Raw genomic sequence first — 19,322 nt, forward strand, 5'->3', positions numbered from 1 at the left:
ATCTTGCGCATGAGGCTACCTCCTGTTAGTTTGTGGCGCTTCGCGACCACGGGTTCTATCAGTTTTTAACCAAAACTAAAGGTAGCCTCATTGATTTCAAACACCTATCTGCACCAATACCGAATCATAACATAGGAACTGGCAGCCAATTGGAGCGAGCAGGGTTCCTGCCCGTACAGAACAGGCGCGTAGTGCAGAGCGTGGTTTCGACACCCCAGCTTCAGATCGGCGTCATCACGAGGAGCGAAACGACGCGGCAATCTCTATGTTGATTGAAATCGGTGCTCGCAGGAGCTGTACTCCTGAAGTTGTTGAAAGCGAGATGCTATTTCTCTTTCGGGAACTTCTTATTCCAGCGGTCTTTCAGAAGGGATGATAACTTGTTCTCGAGCGATTCGGGGAGTCTTTCTGACCGACCGTCGCGACAGAGGGTGACAGTCTGTCTTAGACTATCGATCATTATTCGGCAGTTCTGGCACTCGCCAATATGCTTCTCTATCTCGGCGCAAAGCTCAGGTTCTACTTCGCCATCAAGATAGTCGCTCAGTCCCTTAATGTAATCCCGGCAACTCTTTCCCATATCGAACCTCGAATACAGATGTGAGTTTGTCCCGGAGCGCAAGCCTTGCGCGAAGAATGCGAGACTTTGTCGCGGCTTCGCTCTCCTCTATTATGGCAGCCACTTCTTTGACTGACAATTCCTCAAAGTACCGAAGCAGAAATGCCTCACGATACTTGACAGGCAGCTCAGATATCGCATCATCGATAATCTTGCGCAGCTCCTCGCTTTCAAGCAGCGAATGCGGGTCTTTCCAATCGAAAAGGGCGTGCGCATCATGCATATCATCGGCATTTCGACTCGGAAGATACTCCTCGATCGGCTTCAGGTCGACATGCTTCTGCTTGCCGAGAAACTGCCTCGCCTGATTGAGCGCAATGGCATAGAGCCAGCTCCCGAATGCAGCATCTCCACGAAACTGATCTATATTATCGATAGCTTTCAACAGTGTCTCCTGCACTATATCTTCCGCATCCTGCTCATTTCCGGTCATCTTCCGCCCAAGGGCAAAGATTCGTCCCTTGTAACCATCCACGAGCTTCACGAAGGCATCAAAATCACCAGCTTGCGCCTTCTTGACTAGCATTGACTCATTCATTTGAGTGTCAATATAACCAAAATGATTCAGAAAATCTTCCAGTAAAGTGATATTGCGTGAATGAAGTATGTGGAAGTATGTGAAGGACAGCAGGCGTGCAGCCACTGCCGGACCTAACGGGTTACTGTAACGGGCAGATTCTGCCGGTCATCAATCCGCAATTATCCTCGGCGTGATCAGGATAATCAAATCTGTTTTCTCGATACTCGTCGAGTGATGCTGGAACAGTCTCCCGATCAGCGGTATAGAGCCAAGCAACGGGAGTTTCTCGACAGTTTTGTGTTCGATCTCTTTCATCAGCCCACCGAGTCCGAGCGATTCGCCCGCCTTGACCGTCACCGATGATGTCACCGACCGCTTCGATGTTATCGGGCGTTGATTATCTGACGGGCCGGTGTATCCCGTGATCTCCTCGACAACAGAAGATACGTCGAGCGTTATCATGGAGTCAGCACCGACTCTCGGTGTCACCTGCAGACTTAGTGTCACATCCAGGTCCTGGAAACTGACAATGTCCTGAACCACACCGGCTTCGGAAAACCGATTCAATGTCTGTACCGGAATCGTGGTCGAAACTTCTATCTCGGCCTGTTTATTCGAAAGAGTCGTCACTCGCGGATTAGAGACCAGATCGGAATTGCCGTTCTGTATCAACAAATCGAGAAGCAGAGTCACTTCGCCGATAGTCATGCGCCCCCAGCTCCAGTCTCCAGCCTCGATCGGCCGGGTCCCAACCCCCTCGACACCACTGTCATCTTCGAGATTGCCAAGCGTGAGAGAGTAATTATCGGGAAAGTCGAATCCAAGCTTCTTCTCATTGCGAATCGAGGTTTCGATAATCTTGACCTCAATCTCCACCAGCGGCCGGGGCTGATCGATCTCTTCGATCAATCTCTCGATACGATTCAGGGCTGTGGAGTAGGTAGAGACTTCGAGGACTTCATCCCATCCACCGCCTTCGCCACTTCCCTGTCTGGAGAGAATCTCCATCTTGCTGCCTTCCGGGAGCAATGGCTCCGCCACAAGTCTCGCCTCTGCGGCAGGGACATACTGCAATCGAAACAGTCTTGTCTGGAATTCACGGAGATCGACTTGTTCTATTGGCTTGACGACGACTATATTGCCTGCGATATACCATGAAGCTGACACCGAGGAAGTGATGACATCTAGCGCATCGGCAAGCGTAACATCAACAAGCGCCAGAGTCACCATGCCCTCAACCTGATCAGATATCGAAAGATTCAGGTCATTCTGAGCGGCCAGCAATTTCAAGATATCGACTACTCTGCCATCGTCGACCGCAAAGGTCACAGACCGACCCTCCAGATCGCCACGATTAAGATCTGCATACAATGGGACAGAGCAGCACGCTATTATCACGCATGTCGCAGTTACAAGTCCCAGCCACCAATATCTGTCAGTAATCAGCATATTTATCTCCGTCTCAGGTTCAGCTTAACATTCTCGGAACCCTTCTTGAGCAAGACTGAATTGCCATCGATACTCGCGACAGTCCAGCCGTCGATTGCACCGCCCTGTTTCACAATCTGCCCGTCGATTATCGCCATTGTACCACCACCCGAACTCGATATCGCAGACAACTTAAATTGCACCGGTGCCTCAGACACTTGAGCGCCCTGCCGTTGCGGCGCCTTTCTGCGAACGAATGGGTCATCTTTCCAATCCTGTGTATCGGTGAGACCGACACTACCGATGTCTGCCGGTGCGATTGTCGCTACCATATCGGCTGGACCACTCGGTGGTGGTGCCTGTTCGGACATGCCTGGCTTGTTCTTCTTTTCAGCCGTGAATGGGTTGTTCCAAATTCCCCAGATTACCGCCACTACGAGGATTCCATATACTATATATTTCCTTCTCTTCTCCGTCACAGCACAGTTTCCCTTCCCGGCACAATGAGAACCTCCAACTGTAAATCGAAGTATATCTCCGGATCGACTGTCTGCTGATATACCAGCTCAATATTGTCGATATCGGCGACAATGACATCTTTCTCGAGCAGGGCTACGAAATCACCTACGTCAAAGAAACGTCCTCGACCTGCAATATCGACATCGATTCTATCGATATGATGGCTCTCTTCGCCCTTATCGAGCTTATCCAATAGCGGATCGAAAGAAATGTCCATATTTAGAATGGTCAACTCTTCGCTTGCAGCCAGTTGCATCAGATGACCCAGAATCAATTCCACACTATCCGGCCCCACCAGACTGCAGCGCAGACTGTCCCACTTGTCGCTGGATTCTTCCATCGTAGTCTTGATCACACCCGCCTGCTTGAGATGAGCTTCTGCAACAGAGAGCCTGCTGCCGATAGACTCCTGTTCGCTCTTCAGTACGCTCATCTTTGAAGATTGCTTCTGGTATAACATGAAGTACCAGCCGATCAATAGAATCAGCGAAGCTGCCAGCGATATGTATATTCTTTTGCTGAGCATAATTACCTGGTTACAACCTCCATGCTGAATAGCGTCCTCTTGACAGCTAATTGCGAACTTGTTCTCTTGCTACCAATCTTGATATCTTCGACCATCGGATGATCTCTCAGGCCTGAAACGTACATATACAGTTCTGCCTCTTGCTTTTCATTTGGACCGACCACTTCGCCGGTCAAGCCGATAACCGATCCCCCTGTACCCCGGTCGCTGACATTGACCGTGTTCAGCCGGACACTCTCACGCGATAAGCTTGACAGGAGAACCAGAGCCGCCCTGAAACGTGATTGGCGACTGCTGCCTAACGTAGCTAAGTGACCCTGCAAATCGACCGTTTTTGCTTCGAATCCGGACAGATGTTGCAATACCGGAGCTGATTCTACGTGCTCGACGAGTGACTGCTGTTCAATGAGATGTTTCTCAATACTCACGATGCTCGTGTACTTGAATATGGTGAGTGCAGCAACTGACAGCAGGACCATCAAACACCATACAAGACTGTACTTGAAAATGCGAGACTCCTGCCTGGCCTTCATTATGAATTTGGGCACGAGGTTCACTATTGACGAGTTGATTTTTCTGCAAGGATAGATAGACATCCATTGCGAGCAATCGGAGATATCATCTGCTATTTTCAAACGCCTGCAGTATTCCCGGACACTCGATCTTTCGCTCAAATCGACGACCTTGCCGCCAATTACTGTCGTTACAAACTTCCCTATCTCCTCTGAAAGGTGAGATGGCATGCTGATATATGCCGTCTTAATTGAGCGCTGTCCGAACTGACCTTGGTAGTAGTCGATGGCATCACGCATTATGGTCTTCAGCTCACTGCTAACAAGACCATGATTCGGTGAAGCATCATTTGACTCCATTCCGACGATCCTCTTAAGGTCGCCGACAGTCCCTCCATCGGTCAGGCTATCAACCGGTACCTCGCGATAAAACTCCAGACGCCCTTCGTGGAAAAAGGCTGTCTCGACTACATTCAGCTTAAGGCGAGTGAGGTAAGAGTCTTCAGCAGCAAAATTATCGGCCTTGTGATTCAAGTTGCATTCATACATCTGGCCGTTTGCGGTGACCAGTGCAATACCGTGAAGATGTTCTCCGAACAGCTTCGTTAGCCAGAGAATCCAGTTCTCACCCAACAGCAGTGAATAGACATGATATTTCATTCCGCCGGCCCAATCGACTTTTCCAATCACTTTCCAGCCAAAGAGCCCTTTGTCTATTTCAAGCGGAAAAACTCTCTTAGCCTCACTTCGAACAACAGCGTTCAGCTCGGACTTCGGAACAACCGGTATCATGAACGATCTCTGCTGAAGCTCAGGTCCTGATACTTGAATGTGAATCTCGTGTCTCTTGTCGCCGACCGCTTTCCAGAAATGCTCGAACCAGACTGCCAACTCGTCTATATCTTCATAGCCGAGTTCGACTGATCCCCTGTACATATGCTCGCCCTTCTTCTGCTTCCTGCGAACCGCGGTCCAGAAGACCATGTTTTCGCACAACTCGAATGTCAAAAGAAGCGAGCGATTCGACCTCGGCAAACCGACAGACAAATCCTTATAATCAACAGTCGGTTCTATCGAAGACTCAGCGGGGAGGATGTCCGGGAGACTCTCTGTCATCTCATGTACCTGAGTTAAACGTTACGACCGAGCCGTCACTGAATTCGACTGTGAAATCGATATTTGCCATATTCACCCATGAACCGCCTCCAGTCTGTGAATCGCGGAATCTCTGTAATTGGACTGTCTGTGTGGCTCCAACATTAATCGTCTTGGGGGAACTGAACGTCACAGTATCCGCGCTGGCCGCTCTCGGGCTGCTCGAATCAAACACCGTACTACCTCCCCATCGAACTCGCTCATAGTAGGGGGTTGGAGAGTGAGTGTATGTCGCTATAAGCCATGTAATCGTGAGCTGCGACGAACCACCGTTCGTAATCTGGAAATTGACATTCCGATTCGAACCTCCGTCTACATTAGCGGAGCCGCTCACGTATGTGATATTTCCGCTCGGTCCGCCTCCGCCGCCTCCGGATGATGCTGCCCAGAGCGCGCCGGGGAATCTGAGGCTGGCGTATGATTCGCCGCTAGGAAGGACCGAGATATAGGTGTAAACCGTATCATTAGTCGGCAGATAGACAGCTGTGATCTTGTGATTGCCTATCGGTATAGAATTGCTGTAGGAGAATGCACCGCCGGAGGAGACCGAGACGATAGAGTCCTTGAGAGCTCCTGCTCCGTCGGGAAACTGCAGAATTACCGATAACTGAGTAGAGCTGTCCCCCGGTGGATTCCCAGCGGCATCCGTGATCGAACCCAGCACACTGTTCTGTGTCAGGTCGGCCACTGAAGAACAAACTGATCTTGTCAGAGTGCCTCCGCTGCCGCCGCTTGACTCGATATTCGTCACATTGTAGGTGTAGAGTTCTCCCCACGCATCACGCTTATAATCATCCGCTGCCTGGGCGAAATCGCTGGACACGTAAGGACCATCCCACGTGGAATAGCCTGGGTCGGTCACCAAATCATTAAGGCTCGACGGCATCGCTCCGACATCTCCGACATATCCGAAATCAGTTCGCATTCCATTTGCGAATAAATCGGGATTGCCGGAAATAGCGTACACAAGCTGGTCCATCTCAATGCGCGTATTATCGAACCGAGCATTGTCCAGCGACTTGTCTATGGTCCTCATCGCCACGGATGCCACAATGCCGAGAATGACAATCACGGCAATTAGCTCCATCAGCGTGAACCCATTTCTGTTTTTCATAACTTCCATAAATCAAAAACTTACCGATATACTTGCCCCCGAGCCGGCACTGGTGATGGTTCTTCCTGCGGCCGCATAGACATATACGGAGTCCCAAGCGTCCCGAAGATACTCACCATCAGTGCTGTCAATGTACGGACCATTCCATCCCATGCCGGTGATCCTGTTGTATACAGATACAGAACCCGGCTTTGCAACCAGATCTTCCAGGCGGGACGGTACGAATCCGACGTCGTTTTCGAAGCCCCGGCTGGTGTAATTGTTGCCACCGGTAACCTGCGGAGTGCCAACAATGGCTCTCTTCAATTCCGAAAGTTCAGACTCGGTAGCATTGATTTTCGACGTCTCGATCAGATTTCCGATCCGCGGTATCGCTGACACCGCCAAAATCGTGAGCACGGCGATAATTATCACCAGTTCAATCAGCGTGAATCCGCTGGAGCCGGAGATCAGAGAATCAAGAGCATTCGCTTTCTTACCAGACATTCTCACCGACTGTATTAGTATTGGGCCAGACTTCACCAGTTGCCGCCTTGTATGCCCATCCACCGCGCGTGCCGACGATCGTAGCTTTTGTAACACCGGTCACAATGCTGTCGGCTGCATTTGACTGATACGGATTGGTCGGCAATGCCTGCTCCATTACTACACCAATTGTGCTAAGTGAGTCGATCGATGGATAGGTCGGAGTATTGCCCATCGCAGCTTGATTGGCGTACCAGATATTGATACCACTTCTCAGAGCACCTAAAGCACCCTTGCAGGATGACTCTTTCGCTTCTATGGCGATATTCTGATACTTCGGAACCGCGATTGCTGCAATTATCCCCAGGACAACGATAATGATCACTAGCTCGATCAGTGTGAAACCACTGTTCCCTAACTTGCCCGCGATTCGTGACATAGCACCTCCCTATATGTTGCAATACCTTCTGCTTCGGATTATCGACAGGACATCTTCAGTCCTGAATGTTCAATGTCTGAACACAGATATCAAGTTCCACATCGGCAGAAATATCGCCAGCGCAAGGAAGAGCACCATCACGGCGACGATAGTTATTATGAACGGTTCAAGGAGACTGGTCAGTCTGCTTGAAGTGTACTGAACCTCCCTGTCGAAGAATCTACATATCTCTTTTAGAGTCAGATCGAGCGTTCCTGACTCCAAGCCAATATTTATCAGCGATAGTGCGAGTTTTGGAAAGTGCTGCATTTGATGTCTTGTTTCGGCAAGACTGCGACCCTGCCTCATCCCCTCACTCAATTTGCCTACTTCGCCACCTATCACCGCATTTCCGACAGCATCCTTCACAATCTCGAGGCTCTGAATCAGCGGAGTGCCGGATGCGATCAGAACCGATAAAATGTGGGAAAAGCGCGAAAGAGCCGTCTTGGTCAACATATCTCCGACAACCGGAAGTTTCAGCAAAATCGAGTCAATAGGCCTTTGCAGCTTCGGATGTTTTAGAACGCGGATCATACCGTACACACCAGCGAGCATGCATGGAAATATCACATACCAGAGCCGCGACATCACATCACCAAGAAACATCAATATCTGAGTCGGCATCGGCAAGTCCGTACCATACGATCCGTAGAACTGCGCGAATTTCGGAACAACAAAAGTCGTCAGAACCACAAATGCGGCTACTATCGCCCCGAGTACAGTGATCGGATATCGCAGTGCCTTTCGCACCTCCTCGCGAGTCACCATCTCCTGCTCAGCCGATTCAGCAAGCTTGTCCAGAACGATATCCAATTTACCCGACGCCTCCGCTGCTCTGACACTGGATACATATATGGTTGAGAACACTATCGGATGCTTGGCCAGACTGTCGGAGAGATGTTCACCGCGTTCCATGTCATCTCTGATTGCCAGAAGAATCTTACCGAGGCTGTTGTCTTCATATTGCTCGGAAATGATCTCGAGTGAACGTAATATGGGAATGCCGGCACGGTAAAGAGTCGATAGATTCCTGGTAACAAGAATCATATCTTCTCGCCTCGGTTTCCTGCCGCCGAGATGCAGTAATTTGCCTAATGAATGATCTCGCTGCTGCCAGACTCTTATCGGAATGAAGTCGAGCGATTCAAGGTACGTTTCGACCGCAAGGGCATTTTCGCCGCGGACCGTCCCCGTCACAAGCTCTCCCGAATGATCGCGAACCCTATACCTGAACAGTTCTGGCATCTACTTCACTCCGCTTCTTTTCTTCGTTGCGCTGGCTGACTCTCAAAACCTCACGATAGGTCGTTCTGCCCTCAAGTGCTTTACTGAGCGCATCATTGTGCAAGGTGACCATGCCATCTGCAATCGCAGCAGCTTTGATCCGGCTCGACGATGCATTGGTGAGAATCATTTCTTTGATTCTGTCTGTGACCTCGAGGAATTCATAGACACCCATCTGGCCCCGGTAACCGGTATTATGACAATCCTCGCAACCAGCTCCCTGGAAGAACTTCGCATCAGAATGAGGGCCCAATTCCAGTTCGCGCAAAAGCGGCGAAGGAACCTCATCTTCGACCGTACAGGTCGGGCAGATCACACGCACCAATCTCTGCGCAAGGACTCCGAGGAGTGACGATGCCAGCAGATAGCCCTCGACTCCCATATCCAATAGTCTGCTCACAGCTCCGGGGGCGTCGTTGGTATGGATCGTCGATAGAACCAAATGACCGGTCATAGCGGAACGAACAGCTATCGCGGCTGTTTCCGCATCTCTGATTTCACCGACCATGATGACATCAGGGTTCTGTCTCAATATAGAACGTAAGCAGCTTGCGAACGTCAGTCCCGCCTTTTCGTTCGTCTGTACCTGGTTTATCCCAAGCAGATTGTATTCGACCGGATCTTCAATAGTGATAATGTTTTTCTCAATGGTATTGATCTCATCAAGCAGTGCGTAGAGCGTCGATGTCTTGCCCGAACCGGTAGGTCCCGAGATCAGAATCAACCCTTCAGGCTTGTGAGCGATTTTCCGGAACTGCTCCAGCATATTATCATCGAATCCGAGACTTCCCATTCCACTCAGCAGGTTGCGCCTGTCAAGCAGACGCATCACTATCTTCTCGCCATGAATCGTCGGAAGTGTCGAGAGACGAACATCGACCTTCTGATTGCCCCACTTGAATGTGAACCGACCATCCTGCGGGACACGTTTCTCGGAAACATCAACATCAGCCATGATTTTCAGTCTTGTTATGAGCGCCGACTGCACCGCCTTGGGAGGACTTCCCTCCTGACGAAGCAACCCGCTCACGCGATAGCGGACCCTCACACTATTCTCGTCCGGTTCGATATGGATATCAGACGCCTTATTCTTAATCGCTTGCACAACAAGCAGATTGACATACTTGATGACAGGTGCCTCTCCCGCGAGGGCTTCGTCTCTCTGATCAGGATCTGCCTCCAGCAGGTCGGCTTCCTTCTGACGGATCGCATCTTCGAGAGCTTTATCGAGCGAGTCTTTCATCGAATAATGCTCCTCGATCGCTGCCATAACGCTGGAATTTGTTGATACGACGCGGTTTATACGAAGCTTGGTCAGATATCGCAATTCGTCCATAGCGACCACATCGAGCGGATCAGCCATTGCGACAGTGAGGGTGTTACCGAGCTTGAATACCGGCACAAGCCGGGGTTTCTTAGCGATTTCGTAGCCGATCAGTTTGACCAAATCCGGATCAATTGAGATATTCTCCAGCGATAGTTTTGGAACACCAAGACGTTCGGAGATCGCCTCCGCGAGATCGTTTTCGGTAATGAATTTCTCATCAACGAGCACTTCACCAAGCTTCTTGCCGGTTTTTGTCTGGATAGTGAGTGTCTGCTGAAGGATTTCCTCTGTAATGACGCCCTTTTCAATCAGGATGTCGCCGATTCGTTGATTCATTCAAGACTCCATGCTGACGGATATGTCTGTATACAACACATAATTGCCCCACCAGAGGGAATGCCCCGCCAACACTAATCTTATCGGACAGTTGGTTGAATACCTTATTGTTAAGCAGCTAATTGGGTAAGAATACGCAGATTTGCAGGTCGAATACCTTGCGGATTCGACATTGCAGGTTATGCGCCGTCAGGGATCCTGACGGCACATCAGACGATACCTACTTCTTCCCCTTCAAGTACTTATCAAACCACTTGAGGATCCACTCGAGGCGCGCGACCCTACGGTCCGGGCGACCGCATCGCGACAAACCATGCGGTTCGCCGGGGAATCGCACCATCTCGACTTTGCGATTCAACTTGCGCAGAGCGATATACATCTGCTCCCCCTGCTCAATCGGGCAGCGGAGATCATTCTCAGAGTGGATAATGAGCAGCGGCGTCTTGATATTTCGCACATGCTTGATCGGTGACATCTCCCACCAGCTATCGGTGTTGGCGTACGGTGATCCCGAAATTTCGCGGGGAAGATCAAATCCGATGTCTGACGATCCGTACATCGATATGAAATTCGTGACCGACCGCTGCGTGACAGCAGCCTTGAACATATTCGTATGACCAACGATCCAGTTAGTCATATAGCCGCCATAGCTACCACCGGTCACCCCCATCTTCCGCGAGTCGATATACTTCTGGCTTGCCATGTAGTGCGCCATAGACATGCAGTCTTCGTAATCGACACCCCCCCAACCGTTGACAACACACTCGGCGTGCGCGCGACCATAACCCTGACCACCACGAGGATTGCAGTAGTATACAACATATCCCTGAGCAGCCAGGAACTGCATCTCGTGGAAGAACGTGTAGCCGTATTGCACGCGTGGTCCACCATGAATCTGCATGATCGACGGGTACTTTCTCTTCGGGAAGAATCCGGGAGGTGTAAGAATCCAGCCATGTATCGGGTAACCATCATGACCGCGAACAATGACTTCTTTCGGCTTCTGGATATCGAGATTCCCGGTTGATTCCATACTGATCGATGTCAACCGTGTGGGATTCTCATCCAATCCAGTTCCCGATATATATATCTCCGCAGGGGTTGCCGAATTAGAGATTACCAACGCTACTGACTTGTTGCTCGCTCCGAATGATGCCCCGGACACGTGACGCTTGCCACCGATCACCTTACCCATATTTCGCCCTGAAGCGGTGACTCTGTAAATTTGCGTTGCGCCCGATTCAGAGACCATGAAATGTATCTGCCGGCCATCCGGTGACCAGTGCGGACTCAGAAGGGCATGCGATTCCGACATATCCGAAATCGTCAGATCAACCGCCTGCCGATCAAGTTTCGGCGTTATATCAACTGCGGTACCACCGGCCACCGGCAATTTCCACACATGGTTATTCGCGACACCCCATGCATCTTCCGGCTCGTCATGACCGATGAATGCCAGAAACTTGCCATCGGGCGAAACCGACAGCGCTTCCACAGGACCGCTCGGTTTTGACAGCTTACGAGGCTTGCCTCCGGCGAGATTCACTACGAATATGTCATCACGCAGTGCATGCGCATCGGCATCGCGCTGAATATTCGATACAAATGCGATCTGCCTCCCGCTGGGGAACCAGACCGGCGCTCTCTCACCATTCTTCATGTTGACGATACGTCGCCCTTCGCCGGTTTCCATATCGAAGACATACACGTGGCCTCGATCCCTGGGGAGAAAGCCACTGTTGTCGAGCTTGTAGAACAGGCGGGTAACATGACGAAACACCGGTTCCTCTTTCTTTCCATTCTTGTCCTTAGGGACATCGTCAGCCTTTGTGAACACGCATAATATCTTCTTGCCATCGGGTGAGAAGCTGAGATGTGAATATGAACCATCGGAATCGATGAGGAGTTCTGCCTCGCCTCCATGTGTCGGCATTTTGTAGATACCTTTTTTCTCACCCCGTTTGGACACAAATACTATCCATTTACCGTCCGGAGTGAACATGGGCGACGAATCAGATACCTCGCCGAACGTATACTGTCTCTGGTCACTCCCGTCGACATTCACCATGTATATGTGCGAGTAGTATTTCTTCTTGTCCTCCGATACGGTTGAAACGGTGAACATTACTTTCGATTCATCCGGGGAGAGAACAACGGATCCGATAAACTTAAGCTTCTGAATATCCTCGGCCATCACTTTCGGATTTTTCATATCGACATACTCCTGTTCATGAGTGCATTCCCGTCGACAATGCTACTAATTTGGATCACCAAAAGCAACAAATGAATCCAAAACATGCCTGTACCGGAACGGGGAGATTCAGCAGACAGCTCTGATCGGCACTTGCCTTCCATTCCATTTCTTATTACATTTGCCTTTGGATTCAGCTATTTTGCTGTCCTTTCATCAGGAGAAAGTTATGCTCAGTTCCTCCGTGGGTCTCATGACGAAATATCCTCTGCTCGGCAAAGTTAAAGCCCGGCTTGCAGCACATATAGGAGATGAGAAGTCGCTCGAAGTCTTCACAATGCTTCTGCAAGGTGCAGTCAATGTCACCTGCTCGTTGGACAGCAGCGAATTCCTGCGGGCGGCATTCATCGGAGCAGGCGGTTTGATCGAGAATTTCTCCGGGCAATATCCTGGGTTCGACAGGTACTTCCGTCAGGATGGTGAAGATCTGGGTGAAAGGATGGCCACCGCTCTTTCGACGCTGATTGAGCAGGAAGGCGCAAGAAAGGCTATGCTGATCGGTTCGGATGCACCGGAACTGACGGCAGATATTATCAAAGATGCCAACAATCTGCTCGGCTCGCACGACCTCGTACTTGGGCCGTGCGTCAACGGCGGGTATTATTTGATAGGGATGCGAAAGGTCGTACCCGATCTCTTTTTCAATATCGACTGGAGATCAAACGATGTCCTTAACGCGACTATGGAAACTGCCGGCAAGAAAAAGCTGAACGTGGGGCTTTTGCCGGAGTTGCGGGACCTGGATACAATCGACGATCTCAACTACTTCAAGGATCGATTCTCGACGATCCTGTAATACGGCGGCGACATTCTGTCACGCTGAATCGAACTCTGCGAGCGCTTTTCCCGATAACCCCAACCCAAGTCCTACGACGAGACTGAAGAAATTGAAAATTTCTTCGTCAGCAAAATGGCATTCGAACAGCGATGCTATGCAGAGGAATAGTAGACCATAGAAAGTGCCTCTCACCAACGGATGCGCTTCATTTTCTCCGAGTTTTCGTATCGAACTGCCGAGTTTCCGAAGTATGACAGCAAGAATTGTCAGAAATGCCAGGAGTCCGAATATCCCCCTAGTCGACAGTGCTTCGAGGTATTCATTGTGGGCATGGGCTGCCGGGAGGAAATCGGCAGATGGTTTCCAAACCTCATAAGCTGCAGTGAATGCTCCGGGTCCGATTCCAAAGAATGGATTGGCAGTGAAGAAATCCCACGCCGCCTCTGCATAGAGCAACCGTAATTTGTACGTGCTGAATCCGGCATCGCCGCTAAATGCATACTGCATTCTGGACACTAATTCCGGCAGGAGGAAGTAACTCACGATCGCGATAACCACCACAGCTCCCAGAAAATGCAGCAAGTATTTCCGTTGTCGGACCACCAGCACAAACGAGGTGACTATCGTCGCCAGAAGCGCTCCTCTTGCGTACGAAAGCACAACCGCCGCCAGAAGCAGCAGAACAGCTGCAGCAACAAACATCTTCAACCATCTAATCCGAGTCTTGAGCAATGGCATCAGGAAGAACAGAGCCATTCCGTAAAAGCCTGAATAGGTCATGCTGTTCGAAAAGGTGCCCCGTATCCTTGGTGGTATACCGGGATTGTGTGGTGCTCGACGGCCCAGAATACCCGTGTCGTTGAAATACTGCACGATCCCGTTAAGCGCTCCGAATGCGAGGGCGGCGATCAGAACATAGAGATGCCCCTTTGTGAATATTCCCTTCCTGCCCAAATATATCGAGGCAAAGAGAAAGATGTAGAGCAACATGTGCCCAACTTCGTTCAGAGATTTCGGATTGATCTTGCACAGCAAAGCCGACGCGAGCGAGATCAGAATGTATGCAGCCACGGCATACAGCAGCGAGGACTTGAATTCACCGAATGAATGGGTGATTGCAATGTGAGCCAGCACGCCAAGTAGTGTTATTAGAATACACATTTCCGAGAAGGCAATCGAAAATGGAAGGAATGCCACAACGCCATACAACGCAGGACTGATCCAGAACTTGACTGTGTTGTCGGCGTTAATCATCAGTTGTCTGCTTCATCTTAGAACAATCCCCCTCGAAAAATTCGAGTCGAACGTCAAAGCCGAGCTTGCGGTACACACGAATCGCCGGTTCGTTCTCGGCACTGACATTCAGACCGATTAGTCTGTGATCGACCAGCAGATCGGCTACCAGTCTGGAGGTCACCTGTCGGGCGAGTCCTCTTCCACGATATGTCTCGTCCGTAACAACATTGCCTATGGCTACAACTCCCGTATTGCGATTTATCGTGTGCACTCCAGCCATCGCAATTAGCGATCCTTCATCGAATATACCCCGATAGTAACCTGTGTTCAACTGGTATTCCTCGAAGAAGTTGGCCGGATATGATCTGAGCAGCTCTCGAATGCCATCTATGTGTGACATATCAAGATTGACAACTTCACGTTGAGATTTGCAGAGTAAAAATGTGTCCGCTGCTACTGCCATTCTGAACATGGGCCTTCTACCCGGTAGTTCGAGCAACTCCGCCATCACGCTTTCATGTTCCGGCATCCAGACTGAATAGAACTCATTTGGCAGCACATCCGAGTGCTCCTCAAGAAAGAAACGCAATCCTCCAGGAGTCCCCAGAGGCAGCAGGGTTGTTCCCCATGTTTTGTAAAGAAGAATAACCGAGGCAACTTTCTCAGCATCCGAAACGAAGTACCATTCGCATGTTTTGAAGTAGTAATCGTCGAGGTCGCCAAGATGATAGAGAGCTCGAACTCGATCTGACGAAAGTTCTCTTTCGATCATCTTCTTATCAGATACGCGCTGCAATTTCATTCGATGAAAGTCACCAGGCCCGTCATGGGATGATTAGACTTCCGGCGAAAGGATAATCTGGATGCTCTCGACAAGCTGATGGAGCAAAAACAAATGCTCTTCCTGAATTCTGAGAACCGATTGTGACGGCACGACTATCGAATAATCCGCCATCTTCGCAAGTTCTCCCCCTCCTTTGCCCAGAAGCGCTGCCGTTGTCATCTGATGGTCTTTTGCGGTTGCAGCGGCGGCATTCACGTTTGGTGAATTCCCAGAGGTGGAGAGCGTAAGTAGCATGTCACCCTTGCGGCCGAGAGCTTCGACCTGCCGCGCAAACACACGTTCGAACCCGTAGTCGTTCGCGCATGCGGTGATGACGGATGTGTCAGTGGAAAGGGCGATCACGGGAAGAGCTGCGCGTTCTGTCTTCTCGGTGAGTCGCACAACCATCTCAGCGGCAAAATGCTGGCTTTCGGCTGCCGACCCGCCATTCCCGCACACAAGGACCTTCCCACCCGCCAAAATCACATCAGCAATCATTTTCGCCAAAGCTGCTATCTTGTCCGGATAGTCATTCCCCGCCGAGAGTAATAGTTTCTCTTTTTCCGCCAGCGCGGCAAGAGTCAGTTCGCGCTCAGAATCGCTCATGGTAGCACCTCCGAAGCAGTACGAACGTGAATCGCATCAGCGAACTCGGAAATCAATGAACGGGACTGCTCTTTTTCGAAGTGATTGCCGATCACGACAAACGACGCTCCAGCCATGACTTTCCGATTCGCTTCCTCGGGTGAGACAATCCCACCACCGACAATAACAGGCCTCGAAATATATTCGCTCACTTCAGCAACCATTTCATCCGGAACAGATTCCATCGCGCCGGAGCCTGCTTCCAGATAGATCAATTTCATCCCAAGATACTCGCCAGCAAGAGCATGTGCCTTCGCAATATCATACTTATCGCGCGGAACCGGGTGAGTGTCTGAAATATACTCGACCGAAGTCTGTTTGCCCGATTCGACGAGAATATAACCGGTGGGAATCGGTTCGATACCGTGAGACTTAACAAGTGGCGCGCCTCTGACCTGCTCTGTTATAAGATAGTCCGGGTTTCTACCCGATATCAGCGAAAGAAACAGAATCGCGTCAGCCTCAGGCGTTATCTGCAGCCAGTTTCCAGGAAATAGGATCGCAGGAATTTTGGTGGTCTTCTTGATTGCTTTGATTACGTCCGACGTATGATCCGACATCAGCAGGGACGTCCCAATGAGAAATGCATCGACACCCGCCTCGGCTGATGCTGCCGCCAGTGATGGAACCCTGTTCGGATCGATACGATCCGGATCAAGCAGCATCAAAAATCCAGCCTGCTTAATCGTCGCCGTCTTCAACAGATAATCGTAGACTATCAATTCAAATCCTCAGATTGCGCTTTCGAGAACGCGAGAGAGATCGTTCAGGCTGAAATCCTGCTTGGATCCACCCTGTGCAAATGTATCCTTACCGCCGCCACGCCCATCAAACGCGTCATTGAGATGAGCAATCACCTTCTTGGCTGACAGCCCGTTATCAGCAGCCGCTTTCGATACGACAATAAAATAGTTCGATTCCTGCTTCAGTACCACTACAACTTTGCGCTTGTCGTTTTTCACATTATCGAGATATTGCTGGGCCTCTTTGCGATCTGCGATATCTGCGACAAGATAACTGACGTCGCCCTTCTGTTTTACATCGCTCAGATTCGACTTGATCTGCTCATCGCCCTGCGCCTGGCTAAACTGATCCAGTTGCTTCTGAAGCTCTTTGACCTTCTTCGCAAGAGTCGCGACGCGCTCGCCAACTTCTGATGACGCGACCTTCAGCATCCTCGCAACGCCTTCCAAATTGTCGCGATTCTCCGATGCTAGCCGATATGCGCCGTCACCAGTCACCGCCTCCATGCGCCGCATTCCCGCTGCAATCGCCGTCTCCTGAGTGATCAGAAACAACCCGATTTCCCCGGTTCGAGACACGTGCGTCCCACCGCATAGTTCACGGGAGAACCCCTCGACCTCGACCATTCGCACATTGTCGCCATATTTCTCGTCGAACAGCGCCATCGCTCCGGCAGCTTTGGCTTTCTCGATCGGCATGACCTGCCAACGGACCGGCAGATCGCGGAGTATCTGCTCATTGACGCGCCGTTCGATCTCCCTGAGCTCTTCAGGCGTCACGGCCTTGAAATGCGAGAAGTCGAACCGCAGACCCTCTGGCTTTACGAGTGAACTCGCCTGTTGAACATGCTCTCCAAGAACCTCCCGAAGCGCCGTTTGCAGCAGGTGCGTAGCGGTGTGATTACGCTGAGTCGCTTTCTGACGCTCTTTGTCCACTGCCGCTGTGACGCTCTTGCCGATGTATTCAGAGATATCACCTTTCACATTCTGTCCGACATGAACAAAGGTGTTACCTTCTTTAAGCGTGTTGACAACCTTGAATTCGAGACCTTCTGCCTGCAAGATGCCTTTGTCACCAACCTGGCCACCCGATTCGGCATAGAAAGGTGTTCGTTCCAGAATCACAGCGAGGAGATCGTCCTTGAGAGGCTTGACATCTATGACTATCGTTTCATGCATGAAATGATCGTCATACCCGCAGAATTCAGTCTTCAGTGGGTTTACAACTTTGATCACAAAGGGGACTGCCCCGCGTGCCTGTCTGCTACGCTGCTGTTGGTCTCTCAAAGCTCTCTCAAACCCATCCATATCAACATCAAGACCGCGCTCGCGAGCCGAGAGCAGGGTCAGATCAGAGTCGAATCCATAAGTGTCATGCAGCTTGAAGACCTCATCGCCCGAAATTGTCATCCCGCCAGACGATGTCACCTTATTCGCGAGGCGATCAAAGTAATCGAGACCGTTGTCGTAGGTTTCCTCGAAGCGCTCCTCTTCAGCGCGAATCAACTCCGTTATGTGCACCTCACGCAATTTCAACTCGGGATACGTGTCTCCCATGATATCCCGTACCACCGGAGGGAGCTTATACAGAAACGACTCACGCATACCGAGAAGTCTTCCATGCCGCGCTGCGCGATTCAGAATTTTTCGTAACACGCTTCCCCGTTTACCACTCGACGGCACCGCACCGTCGGCAAATGCAAATGTCAGCGCCCTGATATGATCGGCTATCACCCTGAATGAGATTCCCTCCGGCCCGGCCACGCATTTTCTGCCGCACAGACTTTCGACTGCCTTGATGATCGGTACAAAAAGATCCGTCTCATAATTGGTATCGCATTCCTGTAGAACACAGACAATCCGCTCCAGCCCCAGGCCGGTATCTATCGATGGTTTCGGGAGCGGAGTGACTATCCCCTGCTCATCCTTCTCGAACTGCATAAACACGAGATTCCATATTTCGACGAATCTCTCACTCTCACCATTGACGACGTCTTCCGGTCCTGTACCATATTTCTCGCCTCGGTCGAAATGGATTTCCGCGCACGGACCGCATGGCCCCGTATCTCCCATCGACCAGTAGTTCTCCTTCTCGTCGAATCGTAGAATTTTCCCTTTCAGTTCCGGGACGATCTTCTCGAACAGTCCGAAAGCCTCATCATCATCGAGATATATAGACGCCCAGAGCCGCTCTTCCGGCAGCATGACGACTTTTGTCAGAAACTCCCAGGCATATTCGATCGCTTCGGCTTTGAAATAGTCGCCGAACGAGAAATTCCCCAGCATTTCGAAAAATGTCTGATGCCGCGCGGTCTGACCTACATTCTCGAGGTCGTTGTGCTTTCCGCCGGCGCGGATACATTTCTGGCTCGATGCCGCTCGTTTATACGGTCTCTTCTCCCCGCCGGTGAATACCAGCTTAAACTGGTTCATGCCGGCATTAGTGAAAAGAAGCGTTGGATCATCGATTGGAATCAATGACGACGACGGCACGATCCTGTGACTGCGTTCTTCGAAATATTGAAGAAATGATTTCCTGACATCTTTGCTGTTCATGTCT

At 50.7% G+C, this 19,322-nt stretch carries 18 protein-coding genes; 1 reads left to right on the top strand and 17 read right to left on the bottom strand.

Annotated features, from left to right (window positions below):
* Positions 1-325 precede the first annotated feature (325 nt).
* The 12 genes from KKH67_04375 to KKH67_04430 all read right to left on the bottom strand — a co-directional run bounded on the left by KKH67_04375 (position 326) and on the right by KKH67_04430 (position 12,498).
* Positions 326-580 (bottom strand): zf-HC2 domain-containing protein, encoded by a 255-nt coding sequence (locus KKH67_04375; protein MBU1318414.1) that lies wholly within the window; start codon positions 578-580, stop codon positions 326-328.
* On the bottom strand, positions 552-1,145 hold the full coding sequence (locus KKH67_04380) for a sigma-70 family RNA polymerase sigma factor (GenBank protein ID MBU1318415.1): 594 nt from the start codon (positions 1,143-1,145) through the stop codon (positions 552-554). Before KKH67_04380 ends, KKH67_04375 begins: the two co-directional genes overlap by 29 nt.
* A gap of 162 nt (positions 1,146-1,307) precedes the next feature.
* Entirely contained in the window at positions 1,308-2,588 is a 1,281-nt protein-coding gene (locus tag KKH67_04385; GenBank protein MBU1318416.1) for a hypothetical protein, read from the bottom strand.
* Between the two features lie 2 nt (positions 2,589-2,590).
* On the bottom strand, positions 2,591-3,046 hold the full coding sequence (locus tag KKH67_04390) for a hypothetical protein (protein ID MBU1318417.1): 456 nt from the start codon (positions 3,044-3,046) through the stop codon (positions 2,591-2,593).
* Complete coding sequence (locus KKH67_04395) at positions 3,043-3,612, bottom strand: hypothetical protein (GenBank protein MBU1318418.1); 570 nt, start codon at positions 3,610-3,612, stop codon at positions 3,043-3,045. Before KKH67_04395 ends, KKH67_04390 begins: the two co-directional genes overlap by 4 nt.
* 2 nt (positions 3,613-3,614) lie before the next feature.
* Positions 3,615-5,240, bottom strand: coding sequence for a hypothetical protein (locus KKH67_04400; GenBank protein ID MBU1318419.1), 1,626 nt, complete (start codon positions 5,238-5,240; stop codon positions 3,615-3,617).
* A gap of 1 nt (position 5,241) precedes the next feature.
* Positions 5,242-6,393, bottom strand: a complete 1,152-nt coding sequence (locus KKH67_04405; protein ID MBU1318420.1) for a prepilin-type N-terminal cleavage/methylation domain-containing protein — start codon at positions 6,391-6,393, stop codon at positions 5,242-5,244.
* 12 nt (positions 6,394-6,405) lie between these two features.
* On the bottom strand, positions 6,406-6,879 hold the full coding sequence (locus tag KKH67_04410) for a prepilin-type N-terminal cleavage/methylation domain-containing protein (protein MBU1318421.1): 474 nt from the start codon (positions 6,877-6,879) through the stop codon (positions 6,406-6,408).
* On the bottom strand, positions 6,869-7,297 hold the full coding sequence (locus KKH67_04415) for a prepilin-type N-terminal cleavage/methylation domain-containing protein (protein MBU1318422.1): 429 nt from the start codon (positions 7,295-7,297) through the stop codon (positions 6,869-6,871). The genes KKH67_04410 and KKH67_04415 overlap by 11 nt, the downstream gene beginning before the upstream one ends.
* 69 nt (positions 7,298-7,366) lie before the next feature.
* Complete coding sequence (locus tag KKH67_04420; GenBank protein MBU1318423.1) at positions 7,367-8,584, bottom strand: type II secretion system F family protein; 1,218 nt, start codon at positions 8,582-8,584, stop codon at positions 7,367-7,369.
* Positions 8,562-10,286, bottom strand: coding sequence for a Flp pilus assembly complex ATPase component TadA (gene tadA, locus KKH67_04425; protein ID MBU1318424.1), 1,725 nt, complete (start codon positions 10,284-10,286; stop codon positions 8,562-8,564). The genes KKH67_04420 and tadA overlap by 23 nt, the downstream gene beginning before the upstream one ends.
* A 220-nt stretch (positions 10,287-10,506) precedes the next feature.
* Complete coding sequence (locus KKH67_04430; GenBank protein ID MBU1318425.1) at positions 10,507-12,498, bottom strand: S9 family peptidase; 1,992 nt, start codon at positions 12,496-12,498, stop codon at positions 10,507-10,509.
* A gap of 208 nt (positions 12,499-12,706) precedes the next feature.
* Between KKH67_04430 and KKH67_04435 the strand changes: the two genes are divergently transcribed.
* A complete protein-coding gene (locus KKH67_04435) occupies positions 12,707-13,333 on the top strand; it encodes a TIGR04282 family arsenosugar biosynthesis glycosyltransferase (GenBank protein MBU1318426.1) in 627 nt (208 codons plus the stop codon).
* A gap of 18 nt (positions 13,334-13,351) precedes the next feature.
* On the opposite strand, the gene KKH67_04440 is transcribed toward KKH67_04435, so the two are convergent.
* From KKH67_04440 to alaS, 5 genes are read right to left on the bottom strand one after another with little or no spacing between them, the layout of a single operon-like run.
* Complete coding sequence (locus tag KKH67_04440; GenBank protein MBU1318427.1) at positions 13,352-14,569, bottom strand: O-antigen ligase family protein; 1,218 nt, start codon at positions 14,567-14,569, stop codon at positions 13,352-13,354.
* Positions 14,562-15,353, bottom strand: a complete 792-nt coding sequence (locus KKH67_04445) for a GNAT family N-acetyltransferase (GenBank protein ID MBU1318428.1) — start codon at positions 15,351-15,353, stop codon at positions 14,562-14,564. The genes KKH67_04440 and KKH67_04445 overlap by 8 nt, the downstream gene beginning before the upstream one ends.
* A 33-nt stretch (positions 15,354-15,386) precedes the next feature.
* On the bottom strand, positions 15,387-15,980 hold the full coding sequence (locus tag KKH67_04450; protein ID MBU1318429.1) for an SIS domain-containing protein: 594 nt from the start codon (positions 15,978-15,980) through the stop codon (positions 15,387-15,389).
* A complete protein-coding gene (locus KKH67_04455; protein ID MBU1318430.1) occupies positions 15,977-16,741 on the bottom strand; it encodes a geranylgeranylglyceryl/heptaprenylglyceryl phosphate synthase in 765 nt (254 codons plus the stop codon). The genes KKH67_04450 and KKH67_04455 overlap by 4 nt, the downstream gene beginning before the upstream one ends.
* A 9-nt stretch (positions 16,742-16,750) precedes the next feature.
* Positions 16,751-19,318, bottom strand: coding sequence for an alanine--tRNA ligase (alaS, locus tag KKH67_04460; protein ID MBU1318431.1), 2,568 nt, complete (start codon positions 19,316-19,318; stop codon positions 16,751-16,753).
* Positions 19,319-19,322: the final 4 nt, after the last annotated feature.

The organism is Candidatus Zixiibacteriota bacterium, assembly GCA_018820315.1.
Taxonomy (GTDB): Bacteria; Zixibacteria; MSB-5A5; order JAABVY01; family JAHJOQ01; genus JAHJOQ01.

Bases quoted from the DNA above. Each gene is read 5' to 3' on its own strand.
- KKH67_04375 (MBU1318414.1), bottom strand. From the start codon at position 580: ATGGGAAAGAGTTGCCGGGATTACATTAAGGGACTGAGCGACTATCTT.
- KKH67_04380 (MBU1318415.1), bottom strand. From the start codon at position 1,145: ATGCTAGTCAAGAAGGCGCAAGCTGGTGATTTTGATGCCTTCGTGAAG.
- KKH67_04385 (MBU1318416.1), bottom strand. From the start codon at position 2,588: ATGCTGATTACTGACAGATATTGGTGGCTGGGACTTGTAACTGCGACA.
- KKH67_04395 (MBU1318418.1), bottom strand. From the start codon at position 3,612: ATGCTCAGCAAAAGAATATACATATCGCTGGCAGCTTCGCTGATTCTA.
- KKH67_04400 (MBU1318419.1), bottom strand. From the start codon at position 5,240: ATGACAGAGAGTCTCCCGGACATCCTCCCCGCTGAGTCTTCGATAGAA.
- KKH67_04405 (MBU1318420.1), bottom strand. From the start codon at position 6,393: ATGAAAAACAGAAATGGGTTCACGCTGATGGAGCTAATTGCCGTGATT.
- KKH67_04410 (MBU1318421.1), bottom strand. From the start codon at position 6,879: ATGTCTGGTAAGAAAGCGAATGCTCTTGATTCTCTGATCTCCGGCTCC.
- KKH67_04415 (MBU1318422.1), bottom strand. From the start codon at position 7,297: ATGTCACGAATCGCGGGCAAGTTAGGGAACAGTGGTTTCACACTGATC.
- KKH67_04420 (MBU1318423.1), bottom strand. From the start codon at position 8,584: ATGCCAGAACTGTTCAGGTATAGGGTTCGCGATCATTCGGGAGAGCTT.
- tadA (MBU1318424.1), bottom strand. From the start codon at position 10,286: ATGAATCAACGAATCGGCGACATCCTGATTGAAAAGGGCGTCATTACA.
- KKH67_04430 (MBU1318425.1), bottom strand. From the start codon at position 12,498: ATGAAAAATCCGAAAGTGATGGCCGAGGATATTCAGAAGCTTAAGTTT.
- KKH67_04435 (MBU1318426.1), top strand. From the start codon at position 12,707: ATGCTCAGTTCCTCCGTGGGTCTCATGACGAAATATCCTCTGCTCGGC.
- KKH67_04440 (MBU1318427.1), bottom strand. From the start codon at position 14,569: ATGATTAACGCCGACAACACAGTCAAGTTCTGGATCAGTCCTGCGTTG.
- KKH67_04445 (MBU1318428.1), bottom strand. From the start codon at position 15,353: ATGAAATTGCAGCGCGTATCTGATAAGAAGATGATCGAAAGAGAACTT.
- KKH67_04450 (MBU1318429.1), bottom strand. From the start codon at position 15,980: ATGAGCGATTCTGAGCGCGAACTGACTCTTGCCGCGCTGGCGGAAAAA.
- alaS (MBU1318431.1), bottom strand. From the start codon at position 19,318: ATGAACAGCAAAGATGTCAGGAAATCATTTCTTCAATATTTCGAAGAA.